The sequence below is a fragment of the Helicobacter zhangjianzhongii genome (assembly GCF_030249855.1).
Lineage (GTDB): Bacteria > Campylobacterota > Campylobacteria > Campylobacterales > Helicobacteraceae > Helicobacter_B > Helicobacter_B zhangjianzhongii.
Map to the genome: position 1 here is coordinate 59714 of NZ_JANURN010000007.1, position 20709 is coordinate 80422.

Here is a 20709-nt window from a genome sequence, read left to right on the forward strand (position 1 = left end):
GTTTCTCCTTATTCGTTTTCTTTAATTATAGTAGAAATTTGCTTCATTATGGAATCTAGCGTGGCGTTTAGCTTATCTCTCTCGGCTTTGATCTGCTCCATAAGCTCTAGGGGGTCTAGTATCTCTTCTTCTTCGCTCACATAGCCGCATAAGTCAAAATTATAATTCCTAGATTCAAGTTCTTCTTTGGTGTAGGACTTAGCCTTGAAATTCCCACTTTCATCTTGTAAGGCTTCTTTGCCGCTCTGCCACCACGCTAAAAAGGGCGTGAAATGCTCTAGGCTCATTTGCTTTGTTTTGCCAAAAGATTTTATACCCTCTGGCATATCAAGGCGGTAGAAATGCGTCTTTTCCGTGCCGCCTTTATCAGCGTTGAAAAAAAGTAAATTTGTGGGGATAGAAGTGTAAGGGGCAAAAACGCTTTTAGGCAAACGCAAGATAAGATAGAGATTAAAATCACTTAAAAGCTTTCTTTTGAGATTGACTTTTGCATTATCAGCACCAAATAAAAAGCCATCAGGCAGCACGACTGCGGCTTTGCCTTTGAAAGATAGTCGGTGCAAAATGAGAGCCATAAATAAATCTGCCGTTTCACTGCTTTTGTATTCTTGGGGGAAATGTTTAATATCATTACCACGCTCATTACCACCATAAGGGGGATTCATTAAGATGATGTCAAATTTGGGGTATTTTGTAAGATTTATATCAAAGTCTTCAAAATTGCTAAAATCAAAGGCATTGCCGTGCTTTAGGTTTGGATTTTCTATGCCGTTAATGAGTAAATTTGTCGCACAAAGTAGATAGGGCAAGGACTTTTTCTCACAACCATAAAAGCTTGTTTCAAAGACTTTTCTATCGCTTGTTAAACTTACTTGCTTTTCTAAAAAATGTGCCGCAGATATAAGAAAGCCCCCTGTCCCACAAGCTAAATCGGCTACACTCTCGCCTAACTTTGGGCTAAGCATTTCTACCATAAATTCTGTAACGGCACGCGGTGTGTAAAACTCGCCGGCATTTCCTGCACTTTGCAAGGTTTTTAAAAAGCTTTCATAGACTTTGCAAAGCTCTTTAAAATCTTGTCTATTGTGAATCTTAAGGCTAGATTCTATCTCGTTTATCACTTCGCGTAAAAGATAGCCGTCTTTCATATAGTTGTTTAAATCTTCAAAAACATTTCGCACGATGGATTGATTGAGCGGGGTAGATTCTGTGATGTTTAAGGCTTTTAGCGTGGGAAAAAGCTCATTATTGATAAATGTGAGTAAAGGTTCGCCTGTGGGGGACTTCTGCCCTATCGCCCAAGACTCCCAACGCAAATGCTCGGGGATTATAGAGTGATACTCCGTGCCGTTCATCTCATTTAGGGCAGTCCATTCTCTTTCATAATAATCATAAAGCTTTAGGAATAAAATCCACGCGATTTGCTCCATTCTTTGTGCATCGCCATTAACTCCTGCGTCTTGACGCATAATGTTTTGAAGTTTTTTGATATTTAGCATTAGCTTACCTCCTCATAAAGTGCGTTTTTAAGATTTTGCAGCACGGCATTTACTCCGCCATATTCTTTAAAAATCTGTGCGATTGTGGTGAGATTATACTTTGAAGCAAAAGGCTCATTGACAAACACGCTAGAATCTAGCTCATCAATACCCCCTTGTGCGTATTTCTCAAGCAAGAGTTCTAAAAGCTCTTTAGCCTTTGGCTCAAGCTCTGCTAGAAAGCGGTTTGCCTTTTTTGCTCTTTGTGTGCGACTTAGAGCAGGACTGCCTTTGGCAAGGGAGAGTAAAATGTCAAATTCATCGCAGTTTTTAAATTTATCCATTTGCCCTAATTCTTGGATAAAAATGCCCTTTTCTTCAAGCATACTTAAAAGCTCTTCACGCGTGGCTTTATCGCCTGTGCGTAAAGTCTTGAGGTAGGATTCAAAAGCTTTAGTATTTTGAAGTTTTTCACCGCTAAAGGATTCTAGGCTTTGCGTGATGGGTGTCAAAACGCCATTAACATTGCGTAAAATGATGACGGATTTGTCTTGTGTGTAGATTTCTATCTCTTCGCCGTCTATGGTGTGCTTTATCGGTGGTGGGTCTTTTATATCTGGTGGCAGGTCGTTAGGCTCTATTTTATTCTCTTTGTCTGTGCTTTCTGGCTTTTTCTCTCGCTCTCTTACCTCATCTGTGCCGATAAACTCCACCTCGCCATCAAAGTCAGGGTCGTTTAAAAAATCCCTTGCAATACCTTTGAAATCTAGCACATAAAAATGTGTTTTGCCCCTAGATTCTAAAACTTCATTAAGCCTTGTGCCTCGCCCTATCATTTGCTTAAATAGGCTTTTATCACGCACAATTTTATCAATGACTATAACTTGCACCATTTGCGTATCTACCCCCGTGCTTAAAAGCTGGGAAGTCGTGGCGATGACTGGATAGCGTTTGCTTACGCTTTTAAAATTATCTAGCAGGGCTTTGCCTAAATTGTCATCGCTTGTTATGCGTGTGATGTAGTTAGAATCTTTTGCCACTTCTTGCTTGTTTTCATCTTGCAAGGCATCTTTCATCAAAAGGGCGTGGCGTTGATCTTCGCAGAAAATGATAGTTTTAGCGTAAGGATTTTTTAGAGTATGGTGCAAAAATTTGCTCACTTCTTTGGCAACGAAGCGGATTTGAGGTTTTAGGTAAATTGTGCGGTTAAAATCTGGGGAGTTAAAAGTCTCTTGCGGGATTTCTCTGCCCTCTTCATCAAGCTTTCCTAGCTCTGGTGTGTAGCCTTGCATTTCTATATTTGATAAATTTTCTATTATAGAAAAAGGGGCTAGATAGCCATCATCTATGCCTTGTTGTAAGCTGTATTGATACACTGGCTCACCGAAATAGTCTATATTATCATCTTCTCTTGCTTCTAACTCGCCTGCTTCTTGGCTCTCTCTTTGCTCTTTATTGTATTTAGGTGTGGCAGTCATACCAATTTGCAATGCGGAGCTAAAATACTCCAAAATCTCACGCCAAGTAGAATCCGCCCTAGCACTGCCCCTGTGGCACTCATCAATAAAAATAAGGTCAAAAAAGTCTTTATCTAAGGCTTTATAATGCTCTACTTTATCATTATTTTCTTCGCTACCGCTGATAAACTGCTGATAGATTCCAAAATACAAACTATATCCGCTTTTAAAATTACGATTTTCTATCTTATAAATGCCTTTGGCAAAGCTTTTAAATTTATCTGTTGTGTCAGTGTTTATAAGCTCATTTCTATCAGCTAGATAAAGAATTTTCTCTATCTTTTTGCCATTTGGCAAGATTTGGTTAAAAAGGCGATGGGCGATTTGATAGGCGATGAGAGTTTTGCCTGTGCCTGTGGCAAGGACGAGTAGGATTCTGCTTTGTCCTTTTTGTGCGGCGATTAGGGCGGCATTTATGGCGTTATTTTGATAGTAACGCGGTGTTGTTTGGCTTAAATCACAATGCGTTTGTAAAAGATTGTCATTTGTGAGATTTTGCCACTTTTTGTAGGCTTCATAAAGCTTCCCCGGGCTTGGGAAAGCATTAAGGGGTAAATTCTCTTTTGTTACTCCTTTAAAATCTTTTGTAAGCGTGTATTTTACAAAGCCTTTACCACTACTAGAAAAGGCAAAGGGGGCTTTAAGTGCTTTGGCATAGTCTTTCGCTTGTTCTATCCCCTCGCTATCTTCGTATTTATAGGCTTTTGCTTCTAACACTGCAAGGGCAATTCCATTGTGAAAAAGCACATAATCAGCCTTTTTTATAGTGCTTTTATCTCTTTTGCCTGTTTTGATGTCAATCTTGCCTTCGCTAAACTTATAATCTTTAGCTTTTACTCCATATTCCATTTTAATGGATTCAAAATCCCAGTTTGCCTTGCTTAAAGCAGGTTCAATATAACGCTTTTTGGTGTCTTCTTCGCTAAGGTTTTGGCTTTGATTGTGGCTTGGCATTAGAATCCTTTGGGACAGGGGGTTATGACTTGGCTAGCCTCTCTATACGCTCGCTTTCTTGCTCTTTGTAGAGTAGGGCGCATTCTTTAGCAAGCTCGCGGATTTTTAGCACATAGCTTTGCCGCTCGGTTACAGAAATCGCCTTGCGCGCTAAAAGGATATTAAAATAATGCGAAGAGAGCATTACGCAGTCATAGGCAGGCAGTGGGAGCTTGGCAGCTAGGCAGGCTCTAGCTTCATCTTGGGCTTTGGCAAAGAGATCAAAGAGCATTGGTACGCTAGCGACCTCAAAATGATAGCGTGAGAACTCATACTCACCCTGCAAATGCACATCTTTATAGCGCACGCCACTATCATTCCACGCAATGTCAAAAATGGATTCTACTCCTTGGATATACATCGCAAGCCGCTCTAGCCCATAGGTGATCTCCACTGCCACAGGCTCACACACAATCCCCCCCACTTGCTGAAAATAGGTAAATTGCGTAACTTCCATACCATCAAGCCACACTTCCCAGCCAAGCCCCCACGCCCCAAGTGTGGGCGACTCCCAATTATCCTCCACAAAGCGTATATCGTGGATTGTGTTATCAATCCCTAGCAGCTCTAGTGAGGCAAGGTAGAGGCGTTGGATATTGCTAGGACTTGGCTTGATAAGCACTTGGAATTGATAGTAGCTGCCTAGGCGGTTTGGATTCTCCCCATAGCGTCCATCACTTGGGCGGCGCGAGGGCGCGACATACGCCACACTCCACGGGGTAGAATCTAGCGAGCGTAGTAAAGTGGCTGGGTGGAAAGTCCCCGCCCCTGCTGGAATATCATAGGGCTGGACAATCACGCAGCCCTGCTGCGCCCAGAACTCCTGCAAGCGCAAAATAATCGTAGAAAAGCTAAATGCCATAGTGATCCTTTTGGGCTAGATTGGGGCTAGATATTATCCCAGCTGCTATCGCGCTTTTTGGTGCTTTGGGGTGTGGTGGATTCCATAGAATCCGCAGAATCCATTTTTGCTTCTGTGGGGCTAGAATCTTTAGAGCTAGATTTGGGGGCAAATGTGGATTCTAGGCTAGAATCCACATTTTTTCCTAGGCGGGCAGATTTGGGGGTAGAATCCACCTTGTCGCTACTTTTATCACTACTTTTGGAGGATTTAGAAGCTTTGGGTGTGCGGGATTTTGCGCTAGATCCTAGCTGCTGCAATATGTCTGTATAGGCTTGCTCGCACGCCCAAAGTGTCGGCAGAAGCTCGGCTTGAGGTTTGTCCTTTTTGCGTGCATTGGCACAGAGCTTTTGGATATGCGTGAAGAAGACTTGCTGCAAGCTTGCTTGATCTTGCTCCTTTTGCTCGCTCCATAGCTGCTCTAGGGCTTTTGCGCTTTGTGCTAGCAGGGCTTCATCGCTGCTGGATTCTAAGGTCTCAAAGCTTGCATACAGGGCATTAAAATCAGTATTATCAATCTCCAAAAACGCCGCTATATCTAGGATAATGTCTTGCTCATCGTGGTTTAAGTCCTTATCACTCCACGCAAGCATTAAGATAAATCCCACAAACTGCAGCCGCTTCTTATACTCGCCATAAGTATGGTCTAAAAAGATTTCGGCAAGATGAGCGATACTAGGCTGCTCTAGGGTGCTAAAATCTAGGCTAGATCGCGTCTTTGGGGTGTTTAGCGGTGGGGTGTGGGATAGGTAGGCAGGGGCATAGTGGGTGAGTAAATCGCGTAGATTCTGCTCGTATTCTGGCTTCGTGGCGTGGAGAGACAAAGAGCGGATAAACTCTTCTACAAGTCCTATTTGCAAAGGCGTAAAAGTGGATTCTAGTGGGCTAGAGTCTTGCTTGCTTGTGGGCTTTGCTTGCTTGCGCACTCCTGCTTGCAAGATGTAGGCTAGCAGGGTTATGCTAGCACCCTCATAGGAGTCTTGCAGCTTTTGGGCTGGGTCTTGGGCGGTGTAGGGGGTGGATTCTAGTGGATAGGGGGAAGAGGGCTTTGGCTCTTGGGTGGGGGATTGTAGTGGGTTTTTGAGATAATCTTGTAGGGTAATGTATAGATAATACACTACAACGCCGGCAAGAATCAATAGTAAAATACTCATAATAGTCCTTTGTGGTGTGGTTTAGGATCGGTTTTTCATTCGCGCGTGAAATTCTTTTTGCTCTTGGGCTTCTCGGTCTTGCTTTTCTTTTTTTAGTCGTGCGCGCTCTTCTTTTTGCTTTTGGATTATGGCGAGTTTTTGCTCCTTTTGCTTGCGGATTTTCTCGATGTATTCTTCGCGCTTTTCTGGGGATTGGAATTTGACAGGATTCATCAAAAGCACCGCTAGGACAAAGAGAAATAGCACGATCGCTACACCGGCTGATTCGTTATCAATCTGGTGCCAAGTGCCAGCGATAAGAGAGGCGATCAAGATCTTTAGAAAGATTTTCACAAAGTCCCCTATGCAAGTGCTAGATCAAGTGTGCGCATAGTCGCACCTGAAAGCCCCAAGCCATCGCGGACACCTAGTGCTAGCAAGGCTGCTTGCGGAAGCAAAAGTGTAGGTGTCTCGCTCGGGTCTCGCCCTATGCTTTTGGCACTTGTTTTTGCTAGGGTGCTAAATGCCCTAAAGAGTCCAAGACTAGAGACTACAAGCACATCTGCCCCTGCATCAATGCCGGCAAAGCGCATTCTAGCGGACTCTCTCAAATACCCCTCATAATTGTAAGTTTGTAAATGTGAGAAATCCTGCCTGCTCTCTATAATATCTAGCCACTTGCCACCTAGCTTGCTTGCGATAGGCACATAGCGTGTGTGCAGGTCTTTGGCTGCGTTCATAATCTCTTCTTGCGTGAAGTTTGGTCCTGATAAATGCTTAAACACGCTCTTAGGTAGTGCCATAATGCTAGGATCAAATCCATACACCGCCTGCTGATTATCGATACGATCAAAGGCAAGCGTGCTAGGGTAGGCTGCAAGCTTAAGAGACTCTAGGAGAGAATCTCTCCCCCAAAGCTCGCTTTGATCGCTTGAGATGATGTCTTTTATATGTCGCACCGGGCTTATATCATAATCTATCTTGCCATATAATGCACACACTTCATCAAGCAAGGCTTGATCTCTTAGCAACGCATCTTGTGCAAAAAGCGCGGCATAGTAGCTCCTACAATCGCCAAAGACCAAAACCGCCTTTTCTTTATCGGCAAGGGCGAGATTGTAGGCTATGCGCTTGATTAAGTCTTTTGGCTCAAGAATACGCCCAAAATACCCGCCAAGTGGGAGAAGCTTGCCCCTAGGGGTAATGACTTTATAGCCTAGTGCTTGTAGCAAGGATTTTGTGCTAGAGACAAGGGATTTTGCTTCATAATTTGCATAAGCGTCAAAGACAATGAAAGCTTTGTGATCTTGCTGGTCTAGGGCTTTTAGGGCTGTGATAGCAGAATCTGGGATAGGTGGTATGCGCATAGATTCTAGCTCATTGATCCACGCTCTCCCGCAGCCGGGGCATTGCCCAAAGCGTGCGACCTTGCTGATAAGAGAGTGGATCGTGCGTGTGATATGGGGGGTATTTGGCTTTTTTGTATAGATAAGGGCTTCTACGGGTGCGTAGCTCATCACGCCGCTTTGGGCATTAGCTAGAGTATGGATAAGTGTATCAAAGTGCTTGGGATAGCGCGTAAGTAGCCAATCTACATAGAGGAAAAATCCATCGCCTAAGTAGGATTCATCGCTTTGTAGGGAAATGGTGTTTGCCCAAAGGTATTGATATAGCTCATAGCGATCGCTTGGAGTGATGAAGCTATGCTTGTCAAAAAACCACCCATAGCGTGCAAACATCGCTTCTTTATCAAGAGCTAGATCCTTGCTCACATATCTCTGGCTTAATGGCTCAAGGCATAAATCTTTGCCAAATCTGCGCACGAGCTCATAGAGTGGCACATCATCAAAGACACAAAGCCCCTGCACCCTAAGCCCCATTGATGGGTCAAAGCCCAAGCCATCTATGCTTGCAAGTGCGCTAAATAGCGTGAGATTGCTGTCATAGAGTAAGGGGTATTTTTGGAAGTAGTATTCATAGCTTTCTTTAGCACAAAAGCGGAAGATGGATAATTCTAATGTCTGCATATTGACTCCTATGAAGTTGGTATTATAGCAATCCTTTTATAGCTTTGTGTGGCTTTTGGGATCATTTGTTGTGTTTATTGCCTTGGAGCTGGGCTAGCACTTTGGCATTATGGGTGTTTTGCAAGATTATTTGTAGGGATTGCTGCTCTTCTTTGCTGAAAGACTCTTCTGCAAAAGACTCTTGCTCATCGTGGTTTGGAGTATCAGTAGGGAAGATAAGCCTAGAATCCACCCTTGTAAAAAGCGCGCAATCATCATGCGCAGTATCTTTGATAAATATCTGGCGGATCCCTCGCACACGCACGCTTACAAGCTCGCCTTCACCCCTAGGGGCTAGCCCTACGACAAAATGCACCGAGACTTGCCCTAGGGAATCTTGACGGATTTCTAAGGAGTCAAAGGTGCTGCCAGAGATGAGAAACTCTAAGCTCTTGCCAAGCTTTGTTGCTTGGCTTTTAGGGAGCGGTGGGTCAAATCGCACTTTGCTTGCATCGCACAAAAGCCCAAATTGCCTGCCGCTTTGCTGCAAAAATGTCAGCATTTGTGTGCAATAGTGATCATAGAGTATTTCAAATGCTTGCGCGGGTGTGTATTGCATAGTTAGCCTTTATATTTTAGCTTGCGCACTTTGTAGCCACTTGAGCATAAAAGCGCGTGAAATTCTTCTAGCATAGATCGCACTTCTTGCATACCGATCTCCCAAAATGTTTCGCTCTGTATATCAAAGCCAAAGCTTTTGATAAGCGCACTTGGAGACTTGCTCCCCCCAGCACCAAGAAATGCCGTGTATCTCTCTACAAAGTCAGGGCATTGCCCACTTTTATACAGCCCAAAGAGAGCTAGCACAAGCAGCTGCCCATAGCTATAAGCATAGCAGTAAAAGGGCGAGTGGATAAAGTGGGGGATATAGCTCCACCACCGCGCATAGTTTTTGGTAAGCTCGACACTTTTGCCAAACATTTTGGCATTTTCTTCCTGCCAGATTCTATCAAAGTCTGCTACTTGCAGCTCGCCCTCTTCATTGTGGATCGCTCGCTCGAAATTTGTCATCACCACTTGGCGAAAGAGTGTTGAGAAAATATCTTCTAGCTTACCGGCATAAATCCCTAAAAGCTCCTTTTTGCTTAAAGTGGATTTTAGGTGGTCAAAGAGCAGCATCTCGCCAAAGACTGAAGCGGTCTCTGCGGTGGTAAGAGGAGTATCGTGGCTTAGTGTGCCGACTTTTTTGCTTAGCTCTTGGTGGATCATGTGCCCAAATTCGTGGGCTATGGTGAAAGCATCGCGGCGATTGCCTGTCCAATTTAGCAGCACATAGGGGTGTGCGCTAGGCACGCTGCCGTGGCTAAAAGCTCCGCCGCGTTTGTTTGGCATAGGGTGGGAGCTTACCCAGCCTTCAGCTAAGGCTTTTTCAATGATCGCGCCAAATTCTTTAGAAAACTCTTTGTAAGTTTGTGTAACAAGCCTTAAAGCTTCATCATAGCCCATACTTGTAGCACGAGAAAAAAGCGGCGCGTATCGGTCGTAGTCTTTAAGCTTTACCCCCATAAGATCGGCTTTTATGCGGTAGTAATTTTGCACGATAGCAAAGTTGCTATTTGTGGTCTCAATCATAGAATCCACGCTCTCTTGGCTGATGTGGTTGCTTAGGTGGCGTGGGGCTTCTTTGCTAGGATAGTTGCGTAATTTTGTGGTAATGGCTACATCTTTGCGCACCATATTTAGGATATAGCCTAGCAGGTGGCTAGAGTCTTTGAGACTTTTAGTAAAGGCTTTTTGCGCACTCTTGCGCTTGGTGCGTTTGGGATTATGCAGCTCTGCTAGCACTTCTTCTTCGCTTTGCTTATGCTTGCCGATTTTTAGCGCGCTTAAATGCTCATCAAAGAGCCTGCTAAAGGCACTCACGCCCACACTTGAAGTAGCGATCAATGCTTGCTCGGCACTTAAGGAGAGCTGGTAGGGCTTATGCTGTAAAAGGCTTTGTAGATAGAAGCTATGGCTTTTTGCCTGCTTGATGAAGTCTTGCTGGATTGTGGATTCTAGCTCGCAAAACTCTAGCTCGAAAAACACAAGCAAGCTATGAGCTTCATTGCTTTTAAGCTCGTATTGGGCGTAAATATCGCCCTTTTTTGTATCCTCTGCAAAGACCAAAAACGCATAGGTCATCACCTTGCTAATGCGCTCGATAAGCTCCTCATAGGCAAGCAATGCGCTATAAAAATCCTTAGCACTAAGGGTGGCAAGGGTGTTTTGATAGCGCTTTTGGAACGCTTTAGCTTGCTTATGTGTCGCAGCAAGATAGTCGTGTGCTTGCTTAATGCTAGCAAAAAGCGCGTTTAAGTCCCAATTATGCTGGGTCTCTTGTATCTTGCGCGGGGGTTGTGGTTTTGCTGATTTTGCCATTGGGTGTGCCTTTTTATCGTGGGTTGGGATATTGTAGCATAACTCTGCTAGCAAAGATTGCTTGCCCAAAGGCTATACCCCCATCATTGCAAGGCACAAGCGTGTGGTAGCTGTATGTAATGCCGCTTTCTTTTAGCATTGATCCTAAAATCTCGCATAAAAGCTTGTTTTGAAACACACCCCCACTTAGCCCCACGCGTGTGCCATCTGCTATGATCCTTAGGGCAAAGGATTTGGCTATATGGGCTAGAGTGTAGAGAAATTTATAGGCGATATGCGCCTTTGTGGCAAAAGTGGATTCTAGGGTAGATTCTTGGGTGGCAAAGCTAGATTCTAGGGCAAGGGCATCATCACAAATTGCAGCGATCATCTCCTGCCATTGGATAATGCCAGAATGCGTGATTGTATAGGGATAGGGGTCTTTGGTAGGTGCTTCTTGCGCTATGGATTCTAGCAGTGCGCCTGCTTGCCCTTGATAGGTGATAGAATCCACCAGCCCTAGCAAATGCGCCACGCCATCGATGAGCCTGCCCACCGAGCTTGTCGTATGCCCCACAGGTGGCTTTAGCTCTGCTAGGGCGATGAGCGGTGGCTCTAAGATCTGCTCATAGCGTGCTATCATCGCGCTATGCCCTGCGCACTTTGCTAGGATATAGGCGATCCTTTTAGGCTCTGTGATAGCTCTCTCTCCGCCAAGCAGAGCAAAGGGCATAAAATGCCCCACTCGCGCAATCTCCCTACAATCCCCAAGCAAAAACTCTCCCCCCCAGATACTCCCATCTGCCCCAAGCCCGCTCCCGTCCCATACAATGCTCAAAATCCGCTCTGTTTCATCGCGTGCCATTTCGCCCCAGATCGCGCAGTGATGGGCGTGGTGGTGATAGAGACTAAGATGTGTGGCACTATGCTCTTTGGCGAGATTGTGGGCTAGGGTGGTTGTCTCAAAGCGGGGGTGTGTATCGCTTATGATAAGCGTGGGGGCTGGGATATGGGGCAAGAAGACAGAGAGATTATCTTCTAAACGCGCTAGAGATTTAGGGCTTTGCAAGCTGCCCAGATAGGGCGTTAGGATAGCGTGTGTGGCAGTGGCTAGAGTGGGGGTGATCTTCTCTCCTGCGCCTAGGGCGATGATACTTCTAGAATCTAGGGGGGCAGTGTTTGTGCAGGGCAGGGGCGTGATATGTGGGGTCTGCCCTCTTGCTAGGCGGATAGGGCGGATTTGCGAGTCGATGTAACGCACGATAGAATCATCAATGCCGTGCAAAATCTCTCTGTCAATATCTAGCACATAAGGCGTGATATGCGCTAGGCTTGCGGCTTCTTGGGCGGTGGTGATGATAGGCTGGCTTTCTAGATTGGCACTTGTGTAGATGATGGGATTGGGGAAAATATCTAGCAAGAGGTGGTGTAAGGGGGTGTTGGCAAGCACAATACCGATAGTGTTTAGTTCGGGCTTTTGGGGTTTTGGCGTTGGCTTTGCTTTGGATTTTATGCGTGCTAGCACAATCGGCGCAGCAAGCGAAGTAAGCGCATCTTCTTCCTCCTTGCACAAGTCCGCTAGCTCTCGCGCTTGCGCTAAGTTTTTACACATTATCGCAAAGGGCTTGTGTGGTCGATTTTTGCGCTCTCTTAGGCGCGCTATGGCTTGCTCATTTGCACTATCGCAAATAAGCGCAAACCCCCCAAGCCCCTTGATACACACGATCTCCCCTTGAGCCAAAAGCCTAGCGCATAGCTCAATGCCCGCATAATCCCTAGCAAGCACGCTATTTGTCCTAGAATCCACCAGCCTAAGCTCGATACTACAAGCATTGCACGAAATGGGCTGGGCGTGGTAGAAGCGGCTGCTTGGCGTGCGGAAGTCCTGCTTGCAAGCAGCACACAAGGGGAAGTCTCTCATACTCGTGCGCGCTCTGTCATAGGGCAGGGAGTCGATAATGCTATATCTCGCGCCGCAGTTGGTGCAAGCACAGAGGTGGTAGTGGTAGAAGCGTGAGGTGGGGGAGAAAATCTCTTGCAAGCAGTCATTGCAAGTCGCGCTATCAGTGGGGATAGTGGGGAGTGTGGGGCTAATGCTAGGCGAATTGGGCGAGTGATTAGGCAAATGATTAGGCGAGCAAGAGGATAGATGTGTGGATAGATACGAGGGCAAAATGTGAAATGTCGCTTGCAAGGCGGAGAGATCAATAGCAGCTAGGCTTGGGATTATTGAAAAAGCCTTATATAAAGGATAGATAGCAATATGGCTAATGGAAGCAAGCGCAGGGAGCTTAGGGAGCAAGCTATCAAGCAAGCGCATACTAGATTCTAGTGCGCTAGGATCTAGCAAGGCAGTCGCACACGGCAAGGTAGTCGCACACGGATAGAAGCGGACAAGGCGCATAGGCTTAATGGCTCTTAGCTTTAGGTGTTTTTTTGGGCTTATAAGGACAATGGCATTGCTATGGTCGTTATACACCCCTCCACACAGCCCAAGCTCTGTGGCAGTGCGATACACAAGCGGGCGGAATCCCACGCCCTGCACCACTCCGCAAAATCGCAAAACTACCATAGCAAACCACCACAGCTACATCAGTAAAGCTGCATACTCACGCAATGCAAGCTGCCGTGCCACTCAATGAGCGTGCGAGCATTGACCCCTAGCACTGCTCTATCAGGCAAGGCTGCTTGGAGCAGCTGCAAGGCTTGCGTGTCGTTTGGGTCATTATAGAGCGGCACAAGCAGCGCACCATTGACAAAGAGAAAATTCGCATAGCTAGCAGGCAGCCGCTCGCCACTCTCATCATAAATCGCGCTCACAAAAGGCAGGCGGCAGAGTGTATAAGGGCTACCATCAGCTTGCCTAAAGGCTAGGATCTCTTGCTCCATTGCTTGCAGGGCGTGGTAGTGAGGGTCGCTCTCATCATCGCAGCTAATGTAGGCGATCGTATCTGGGGCTATGAAGCGTGCTAGCATATCGATATGGCTATCAGTATCATCGCCTTGTAAAAAGCCATTTTCTAGCCATAGCACGCGCGTTGCCCCTAAGGTGTGGCAGAGGGTGGATTGTATCTCTGCTTTGGTGTAGGTGGGGTTGCGGTTTGGCTCTAGCAGGCAGGTGGTGGTAGTAAGGATCGTGCCTAAGCCATCAGTATCAATGCTCCCGCTCTCTAAGATAAAGGGGATCGACTCTAGCGGAGATGACCCTAGCGCGCCGAGATGATGTAGGGATTTGGTGATTTGGTTGTCAAAATTGCTGGGGTATTTTAGCCCCCAGCCGTTGAAGTGAAAATCTAGCAAGAGGTTTTGCTTAGAGTCCATTACTTCACAGGTAATCACCCCAAAATCTCTCGCCCAAGTATCGTTTGTCGGCACAAAGGCTAGCGTGATGTGGGGAGTAAGTGTGTATGTGGTGTAGGGCGTGAGTGGGGGTATATCTGTGCCAAAGTGCTGGCATAGCACCGCTAGCCCTTGTGTATCGTGCGTATCTATGCACACAAGCACGCGCTCAAAGGCGATAATGGATTCTATGATGTGTAAAAAGCACTGCCTTGCTTGGTCTATCTTGCTTGCCCAATCGCTCCTAGTATGTGGAAATGCAAGTAAGATGGAAGATTGCTGCTCCCACTCTGCTTTAAGTCGTAGTTTGAACTTTTTTTGAGCAGTGTGCTTGGCTTGGTTTTCTAAAGAAACTGCGCGTTGCTTGTTTTCTAAAAAAGCTACGCTTGGCGATTTTTCGGCATTGTTTAAAAAAGTGGATTCTAGGTTGTGCGTTTTTTGTGTGTTATTTGTATGGATTGCCACGCCTTGCTGTCGCAAGGCTCGCAATGACAATAAAAGGGCGTTTGCACTAGAATCCACTTTTTCTAAAGAAGCTACGCGTTGCGATGAGAAAACAAGCAACGCGCTCGGCGCAAGCCGATGTTTCTTTAGTAAAGCCCAATCCCTCCCAAGCAAAGCCCAATCCCCCCTAGAATCCTTATTTTTACAGACAGCTTGCTCCATAATTCTCCTTATAAACAAGGCAAGTATTAGGCGATATTGTAGCAAAGCGCGGTGCGATTTTTGGCGCGGTTTTAAAGAAAAAGCTAGGAAAGCTTTTGTTACAATCTGCTCTTTATTAGACTCTTAAGGACAAGTATGAAGCACGATGATACAAGTGTGTATCTACTCAATGTCGAGCGAGGGCTTATCGCGGCATTTTTGTTTGATGAAGAGATTTTTACACAAGTGCAAGATAGCCTTGTGGTGGGGGACTTTTTGTTTGCCCAGCATCAAAAGATCATCGAAATAGCCCTAGAGCTAAAGCTCCAAAATCTCCCCATAAATGCCGAGTTTGTCGCCTCTAGGATCAAAGCTAGCAAAATCAGTGAAGAAGACTTCGCCCATATCATCGCCACAAGCCCTATCGCCAATGTCTCTGCCTATATCAAAGAGATAAAAACCGCTTCTATCAAACGCCAGCTCGCCTCTCTTGCGAGCAAGATCGCCGCACGCACAAGTGATGTAAGCATTGAGAGTGATGTGCTGCTTGATGAGATTGAGCGCGAGATGTATGCGATCTCTTCAAAGAGTGCGCATACAGAGTTCCAAAGCGTGCGCAATGTGATTGATAGCACACTCCAAGAGATAGAGGAGATGAAAAGGCGCGATTCTAATGGTCTTGTGGGCGTGGATACGGGCTTTTCTAAGCTTAATGACTATACCACGGGATTTCGCGCAGGCGAGCTTATCATCATCGCCGCACGCCCTGCTATGGGGAAAACAACGCTATTTTTAAATATGATCCAGCACACACTTAATCGCGGCGGTGCAGTAGCAATCTTTAGCCTAGAAATGCCCGCTACGCAGCTGATGTTTCGTATGCTCTCTTCTCTCACTTCTATCCCCTTGCAGGATTTGCGGCAAGGCAATATCGATGACATAGGCTTAAGCAAGCTTACAGAAACAACCCAAATGCTCCTTACAAAATCGCTCTATATCGATGATGGCAGCTCGCTTACCATAGCCCAGCTACGCTCCAAGCTGCGCAAGCTTAAATCCCAAGTCCCAAGCCTACAAGTCGCTGTGGTGGATTATCTCCAGCTTATGCGAGGTGGTGGGGGCAGAAGCGATAGTGCAAGACACGAGGAGGTGAGTGAAATCTCGCGCGGGCTAAAGACGCTTGCAAGGGATTTAGAAATCCCCATCATCGCGCTATCCCAAGTGAGTAGGGCGGTGGATTCTAGGGAGGATAAACGCCCGCAGCTCTCTGATCTAAGAGAGTCAGGATCAATCGAGCAAGATGCCGATGTGGTGCTGTTTTTATACAGAGAAGATGTGTATGCCATTAGCACGCTGCGCAACAATATAGAAAAAATCCAAAACAACCCAAAAGATGAGCAAAAAGACAGAGAGAGTCTAAAAAAGCTCCAAGTAAAGCTTGAAGAGCTGCGCACAAAGAGTATCGAGCCAGCAGAAATCATCATCGCTAAAAACCGCAATGGCGAGACAAAAACCATTAGAATCCAATTTAATAAGCCCTTTATCCGCTTTGAAGATGTGGCAAGTGGGGCGCGTGAGCTTCCCTATGAGGCTACGCAAGCCAAAATCGATGTGTCTCCAGATGTAGCTCCTGTGCAAGTTGTGCCAATTTGAGCATAGTCCAACCAAATGGCGCAAAAGACCAAAGGCTCACCTTATGTCATCGCGCTTTTTTCGCCTAGGCAGTGGGTGGTAGCATATCTTGTGCTGTTTGTGCTGCTGCTAGGGCGTGTGGGGCTTGAGTATTATCAATACTTGCAGCTACCCTTTGCCGCGCCCAAAGAGCTAGAAGCCATCGTGCAAGCCCAATATACAAAGACCAAAAACAACGCGACATATTTTGTGCTAAAGCTTAGATATAACGCCCATACACTCTACACCACTTCTAAAGAAGATCTAAAGCCCCTGCAAGGGCGCAGCGTGCGGATCTATGGCAAAATGGGGAGGGATTGTAGCTTTGTGCAGTATTTACAAAGCTGCTTTTTCTTAAACTTTTCTCTAGCGACTCTGCCCAATAGGCACAATACGCAGCCTTTAGTCGATGCGATTTATACGCAGCATACAAATCCTATGCACGCAAGCTTATTTAGCACGCTGTTTTTTGCCACGCCGCTAGATAAATCGTGGCGTGAAGTGAGCAATAAGCTAGGGCTAGCGCATATTTTTGCTATTAGTGGATTCCACTTGGGGATCATTTCCTTTGTGCTTTTTGCCTTGCTAGCACCGCTATATCGCGCGGTGCAAAGGCGGTATTGTAGCTATCGCAATGAGATCTATGACCTAGGCTTGCTTGTGCTGCTAGCACTTTTTGGATATTTGCTTGTGCTAGATTTTGCACCTTCGTTTTTGCGGGCGTTTGTTATGGCGTGTATGGGCTATGTGCTGTATATTTCAGGCTTGCAGATTGTAAGCTTTGCTATGTTGGCATTTGTGGGCGTGGCGTGTGTGGTGCTATTTCCTAGCGTGGCGTTTAATCGTGGGTTTATCTTATCAATGGCTGGGGTGTTTTATATCTTTTTGTTTGTGCGCTATGTCCATATTTCTGGCTCGTGGCTTAGGCTAGGTGTGCAGATTCTAGGGCTTAATTGCGCGGTGTTTTTGAGTATTATGCCTATTGTGCATTACTTTTTCCCATATTTTTCGCTCTATCAATGTGTCTCAATCCCCATAAGCATTGCTTTTGTGGTGATTTTCCCGCTTGTGGTGGGCTTGCATAGTGTGGGCTTGGGCGGGGTGTTTGATAGGATTTTAGATGTTGTGCTTGCGTGGCAGATCCCGTATATAGAGGTTTATACACCGCTGTGGTTTTTGGGCTTGTATGTGGGGGTAAGTGCTTTGGCGATGATCACGCGCTATGGGTATTATGCGCTGCTTAGTTTGGCGGTGGGATTTTATGGGTATTGTGCATATAGGCTATATTTGGGAATGCCTTTTGCTTAGTTTGGCAGAAATTAGCAAGCTTGGGAGTGTTGTGTGCAAAGAGTAGTGAGTATGCTAAGTAGCGTGGTATTTGGGGTGTTTTTGCTGGGCTGTGCGAGCAATCTTATAGAGATGAAATATACTTCTTCAATCCAGCAAGGCTATGGATTTACTATCAATGCCCCTGTGATAATCACCGCCCACAAAGGCGATTTGCTCGCTGCTTCGTATATACCCTTTATCAAGCAGACATTAGAAATGCGCGGATTTAACTCCCTATACACACAAGGACAGATCCCAGAAAAATCTGCCCGCAATATCATCTATGTGAGTTTGGTCAAAGTGATGAGAAGCTATCCAAGCTCTAGCGTGCAGTATATCCCTTCAAAAATGATCGATCGCTCCGCGTGCTTCAACTATGATGGAATGTATTATTGCAGGGAGCAGACTTATCCTATCATCACAGGCTATACCACCTCGCTCAATCTTTTTACAGAATATCACTTCATTATGGATTGGTATGATAACTATATGAAAAAGCGGATTTTATATGTCGATGGCTCTATCCAAGATGGCGCGTGTATTTATGAGGGAATCTATCAAGATCTAATCCAGCACACAATCTCTAGGATCGACTTTAGCAGGGGCGAGAGCTATAGCTATAGCGCACCGCTGTCTTATTATAATTTCAACTGCCTAATTAGCCGCACAAAAATGCTTGGCACAAAGAAATAGGCTTATCTAGCTTCCTATCACTCGGGGCTTGCTATCGCTTGTATTATGGATCGTAGAGGCAAGCAGCCAAAGCCTAAGCACCAAACCTAGAATCCACTTTATGGATTATTACGCGCCTTTGTGTGGTGATGTTTGGGTTGCGCTTTTACAGAATCTTTACAAAAGGGCTTAGAGTTTTTACACGGCGGGGCTATAATCGCACAAAGCTCACACAAAGGCACCTTATGCCAAAAGCCAAATCATCAGCCAGAAAAATCCAAGTCCAATTCCACCTAGCCCAGCGCAATTACAAGCGCATTATTAAGCGTATGCGCACAAGCTTGCTTGATCCCCTTGATCCCATAGAGGCTACCGCGCAAGCTCCAGCTACTTCTGCTACTCAAGACCTTGCGCCTACACAAGCATTTGTGCAATCGTGCAAGCAGCTTTTGCGCACAATTAGGGCAAAGGCGTTGCGTGGGATTGCCGTTGTGCTAGAGATGCCCTATAAGCACGAAGCGCGTGTGGCGTGCCTAGAGTTTGTGATGAGCGTGCTTTTTGCCTTTTGCGCACTTTTGTGTGTGGTGGCGGTGCTTGCGATTTGCTTTTTTCTCTTTGGTAAGGCGGTGCCTACGATTATGGAAGTGGGGGTGTGGGACTTCTTGCTAGGTGATAGGTGGATGCCTACAAGTGAAGTCTTTGGGATTTTCCCGATGATTATCGGCAGCCTGCTTGTAAGTGTGCTATCAGTGATTATGGGGGCGGCTGTTGGCGTGCTAAGTGCGGTGTATCTCGCGTATTTTTGTAAGCAAAGTATGCTAAGGATTCTCACTCCTTGCGTGGAGCTACTTGCTGGGATACCATCGATTGTGTATGGATTTTTTGGGCTTGTTGTGTTGGTGGAGTTTGTGGATTTTTTCGCTGATAATGGTGGGAAAGGCTTGCTGACAGCAAGTCTCTTGCTAGCGATTATGATTTTGCCCACGATTATTTTAATCTCTAAAACAAGCATAGAAGCCGTGCCAAAATCCTACTATGAAGGTGCCATAGCCCTTGGGGCGAGCAAGGAGAGAGCGGTGTTTTTTGTCGTGCTAAAGGCGGCTAGAAGTGGGATTCTAGCGAGTATCGTGCTAGGTATGGGGCGTGCGATTGGCGAGGCTATGGCGGTTATCATTGTCGCAGGCAATCAACCCCTAATCCCAGAATCCATAACCGATGGCGTGCGCACGCTAACGACAAATATCGTTATGGAGCTAGGCTATGCAGAGGGCTTGCACCGCGATGTGCTTATCGCTTGTGGGGTGGTGCTATTTGCCTTTATTTTGCTGCTTAATCTTTGCTTCCGCGCTGTTGCAAAGAGATTGTAGGCAGAGAGGGATTTGGTCTTGAGTAGGCATTCCGCAGATTTTGGGGATTCTAAAAGGGATTCGGCTTTACTAAAGAAACTTGCTTGCGTGTTGTCGCATTGCCTACCCAAGACTGAATCGCTCCGCTAAAATCCTCGTTGTAATACTTCTAAAATCTCCCTATCATCAAGCCACTGCGTATTAGTAGCACTTGAGTATTCAAAGGCTTCTTGCACACGCACGCCCCTTTGCCCATTAGCACTCACACTATAATCAATAGGCGTTTGAAACACAATGCTAGGCTCAATCACATAAAAGCTTTCAAACTCATAGCAGTGCCTTGAGTCATCTTCTGGGATCATCACTTCGTGCAGCTTTTCCCCCGGGCGGATACCTATAAACTTCATAGGCAGGTGCGGGGCTAGGCAGCGTGCTAGATCGGTGATTTTCATACTAGGGATTTTAGGCACAAAGATTTCGCCCCCGTGCATTCGCTCCAAACTCTTTAGCACAAACTCCACCCCAGAATCCAGCGTGATAAAAAAGCGCGTCATTCGCTTATCGGTGATTGGCAGCTCTTTTGCGCCTTGCTCTACAAGCTTTTTGAAAAATGGCAGCACACTTCCCCTAGAGCCTAGCACATTGCCATAGCGCACCACGCTAAATCGCGCCCTCTTGCTGCCTTTGATATTATTTGCGCTGATGAAAAGCTTATCCGAGCAAAGCTTGGTCGCGCCATAGAGATTGATAGGATTGGCAGCTTTGTCGGTGGAAAGGGCGATGATATGGGAGACATCATTAGCTAGGGCAGCTTGGATCACATTGCTAGCCCCTAGGATATTGGTCTTGATACATTCTATGGGGTTGTATTCTGCTATGGGGACATGCTTTAGCGCAGCAGCGTGGATACAGACATCAACGCCAGCCATAGCGGATTCTAGCCTAGCTTCATCGCGCACATCGCCGATGAAATAGCGCATTCTTTTGTCATTAAAGCTCTGGCTCATTTCATACTGCTTCAATTCATCGCGACTATACACGATCACACGCGCTGGCTTATACCGCTCTAGCACCTTAGCGACAAATCTCTTGCCAAAGCTCCCTGTGCCACCGGTGATAAGAATGCTCTTGCCTTCTAGCATAGATACTCCTTGATATAGGGCTTTATGCTATATTGAAGCACGATTTATTCCACCTTATTTATGGTGGTGTGCTTGTGTATCGGCAATCACATAAGCAAAAAAAGTTTAAGCAAAAGTAAGTATAATTTTGTAACATT

14 protein-coding genes and 1 pseudogene are annotated in these 20709 nt (G+C 46.0%); 4 read left to right on the top strand and 11 right to left on the bottom strand.

Annotated elements, in window-relative coordinates; genetic code table 11:
- Positions 1–8: 8 nt before the first annotated feature.
- The 10 genes and pseudogenes from NYG90_RS07965 to NYG90_RS08010 form a co-directional block, all read right to left on the bottom strand.
- Positions 9–1499, bottom strand: a complete 1491-nt coding sequence (locus NYG90_RS07965) for a class I SAM-dependent DNA methyltransferase (protein ID WP_285264921.1) — start codon at positions 1497–1499, stop codon at positions 9–11.
- Positions 1499–3949, bottom strand: a complete 2451-nt coding sequence (hsdR, locus tag NYG90_RS07970; RefSeq protein ID WP_285264922.1) for an EcoAI/FtnUII family type I restriction enzme subunit R — start codon at positions 3947–3949, stop codon at positions 1499–1501. Before hsdR ends, NYG90_RS07965 begins: the two co-directional genes overlap by 1 nt.
- Positions 3950–3971: 22 nt before the next feature.
- Positions 3972–4850, bottom strand: a complete 879-nt coding sequence (gene glyQ / locus NYG90_RS07975; RefSeq protein ID WP_285257497.1) for a glycine--tRNA ligase subunit alpha — start codon at positions 4848–4850, stop codon at positions 3972–3974.
- 26 nt (positions 4851–4876) lie between these two features.
- Complete coding sequence (locus NYG90_RS07980; RefSeq protein ID WP_285257498.1) at positions 4877–6043, bottom strand: tellurite resistance TerB family protein; 1167 nt, start codon at positions 6041–6043, stop codon at positions 4877–4879.
- 21 nt (positions 6044–6064) lie between these two features.
- The gene (locus tag NYG90_RS07985; protein WP_115011399.1) at positions 6065–6376 is read right to left on the bottom strand and encodes a hypothetical protein; all 312 of its coding nucleotides are present in this window, start codon (positions 6374–6376) and stop codon (positions 6065–6067) included.
- An 8-nt stretch (positions 6377–6384) separates the two neighbouring features.
- The gene (locus tag NYG90_RS07990) at positions 6385–8049 is read right to left on the bottom strand and encodes a DUF5644 domain-containing protein (RefSeq protein ID WP_285264923.1); all 1665 of its coding nucleotides are present in this window, start codon (positions 8047–8049) and stop codon (positions 6385–6387) included.
- A gap of 61 nt (positions 8050–8110) precedes the next feature.
- A complete protein-coding gene (locus NYG90_RS07995) occupies positions 8111–8647 on the bottom strand; it encodes a hypothetical protein (RefSeq protein ID WP_285257500.1) in 537 nt (178 codons plus the stop codon).
- Between the two features lie 2 nt (positions 8648–8649).
- Complete coding sequence (locus NYG90_RS08000; protein ID WP_285257501.1) at positions 8650–10449, bottom strand: M3 family oligoendopeptidase; 1800 nt, start codon at positions 10447–10449, stop codon at positions 8650–8652.
- 13 nt (positions 10450–10462) lie between these two features.
- A complete protein-coding gene (gene hypF, locus NYG90_RS08005) occupies positions 10463–13000 on the bottom strand; it encodes a carbamoyltransferase HypF (RefSeq protein ID WP_285257502.1) in 2538 nt (845 codons plus the stop codon).
- Positions 13001–13020: 20 nt separating this feature from the next.
- Positions 13021–14076: pseudogene (locus NYG90_RS08010) on the bottom strand (agmatine deiminase family protein); the annotation flags it as partial.
- A 492-nt stretch (positions 14077–14568) separates the two neighbouring features.
- On the opposite strand from NYG90_RS08010, the gene dnaB reads away from it, so the two are divergent.
- The 4 genes from dnaB to pstC all read left to right on the top strand — a co-directional run bounded on the left by dnaB (position 14569) and on the right by pstC (position 19451).
- The gene (gene dnaB / locus NYG90_RS08015) at positions 14569–16065 is read left to right on the top strand and encodes a replicative DNA helicase (RefSeq protein WP_285257503.1); all 1497 of its coding nucleotides are present in this window, start codon (positions 14569–14571) and stop codon (positions 16063–16065) included.
- Positions 16066–16080: 15 nt separating this feature from the next.
- The gene (locus NYG90_RS08020; RefSeq protein WP_285257504.1) at positions 16081–17391 is read left to right on the top strand and encodes a ComEC/Rec2 family competence protein; all 1311 of its coding nucleotides are present in this window, start codon (positions 16081–16083) and stop codon (positions 17389–17391) included.
- 33 nt (positions 17392–17424) lie between these two features.
- A complete protein-coding gene (locus tag NYG90_RS08025) occupies positions 17425–18105 on the top strand; it encodes a hypothetical protein (RefSeq protein WP_285257505.1) in 681 nt (226 codons plus the stop codon).
- A gap of 224 nt (positions 18106–18329) precedes the next feature.
- Complete coding sequence (pstC, locus tag NYG90_RS08030; RefSeq protein WP_258552202.1) at positions 18330–19451, top strand: phosphate ABC transporter permease subunit PstC; 1122 nt, start codon at positions 18330–18332, stop codon at positions 19449–19451.
- Between the two features lie 125 nt (positions 19452–19576).
- On the opposite strand, the gene pseB is transcribed toward pstC, so the two are convergent.
- Positions 19577–20572: a UDP-N-acetylglucosamine 4,6-dehydratase (inverting) gene (gene pseB / locus NYG90_RS08035; RefSeq protein WP_285257506.1), complete on the bottom strand. Its 996-nt coding sequence runs from the start codon at positions 20570–20572 to the stop codon at positions 19577–19579.
- Between the last annotated feature and the right edge of the window lie 137 nt (positions 20573–20709).

Excerpts from the sequence above, each read along its gene's own strand:
- NYG90_RS07965 (WP_285264921.1), bottom strand. The coding sequence starts at position 1,499 with ATGCTAAATATCAAAAAACTTCAAAACATTATGCGTCAAGACGCAGGA.
- hsdR (WP_285264922.1), bottom strand. The coding sequence starts at position 3,949 with ATGCCAAGCCACAATCAAAGCCAAAACCTTAGCGAAGAAGACACCAAA.
- glyQ (WP_285257497.1), bottom strand. The coding sequence starts at position 4,850 with ATGGCATTTAGCTTTTCTACGATTATTTTGCGCTTGCAGGAGTTCTGG.
- NYG90_RS07980 (WP_285257498.1), bottom strand. The coding sequence starts at position 6,043 with ATGAGTATTTTACTATTGATTCTTGCCGGCGTTGTAGTGTATTATCTA.
- NYG90_RS07990 (WP_285264923.1), bottom strand. The coding sequence starts at position 8,049 with ATGCAGACATTAGAATTATCCATCTTCCGCTTTTGTGCTAAAGAAAGC.
- NYG90_RS07995 (WP_285257500.1), bottom strand. The coding sequence starts at position 8,647 with ATGCAATACACACCCGCGCAAGCATTTGAAATACTCTATGATCACTAT.
- NYG90_RS08000 (WP_285257501.1), bottom strand. The coding sequence starts at position 10,449 with ATGGCAAAATCAGCAAAACCACAACCCCCGCGCAAGATACAAGAGACC.
- hypF (WP_285257502.1), bottom strand. The coding sequence starts at position 13,000 with ATGGTAGTTTTGCGATTTTGCGGAGTGGTGCAGGGCGTGGGATTCCGC.
- dnaB (WP_285257503.1), top strand. The coding sequence starts at position 14,569 with ATGAAGCACGATGATACAAGTGTGTATCTACTCAATGTCGAGCGAGGG.
- NYG90_RS08020 (WP_285257504.1), top strand. The coding sequence starts at position 16,081 with ATGGCGCAAAAGACCAAAGGCTCACCTTATGTCATCGCGCTTTTTTCG.
- pstC (WP_258552202.1), top strand. The coding sequence starts at position 18,330 with ATGCCAAAAGCCAAATCATCAGCCAGAAAAATCCAAGTCCAATTCCAC.
- pseB (WP_285257506.1), bottom strand. The coding sequence starts at position 20,572 with ATGCTAGAAGGCAAGAGCATTCTTATCACCGGTGGCACAGGGAGCTTT.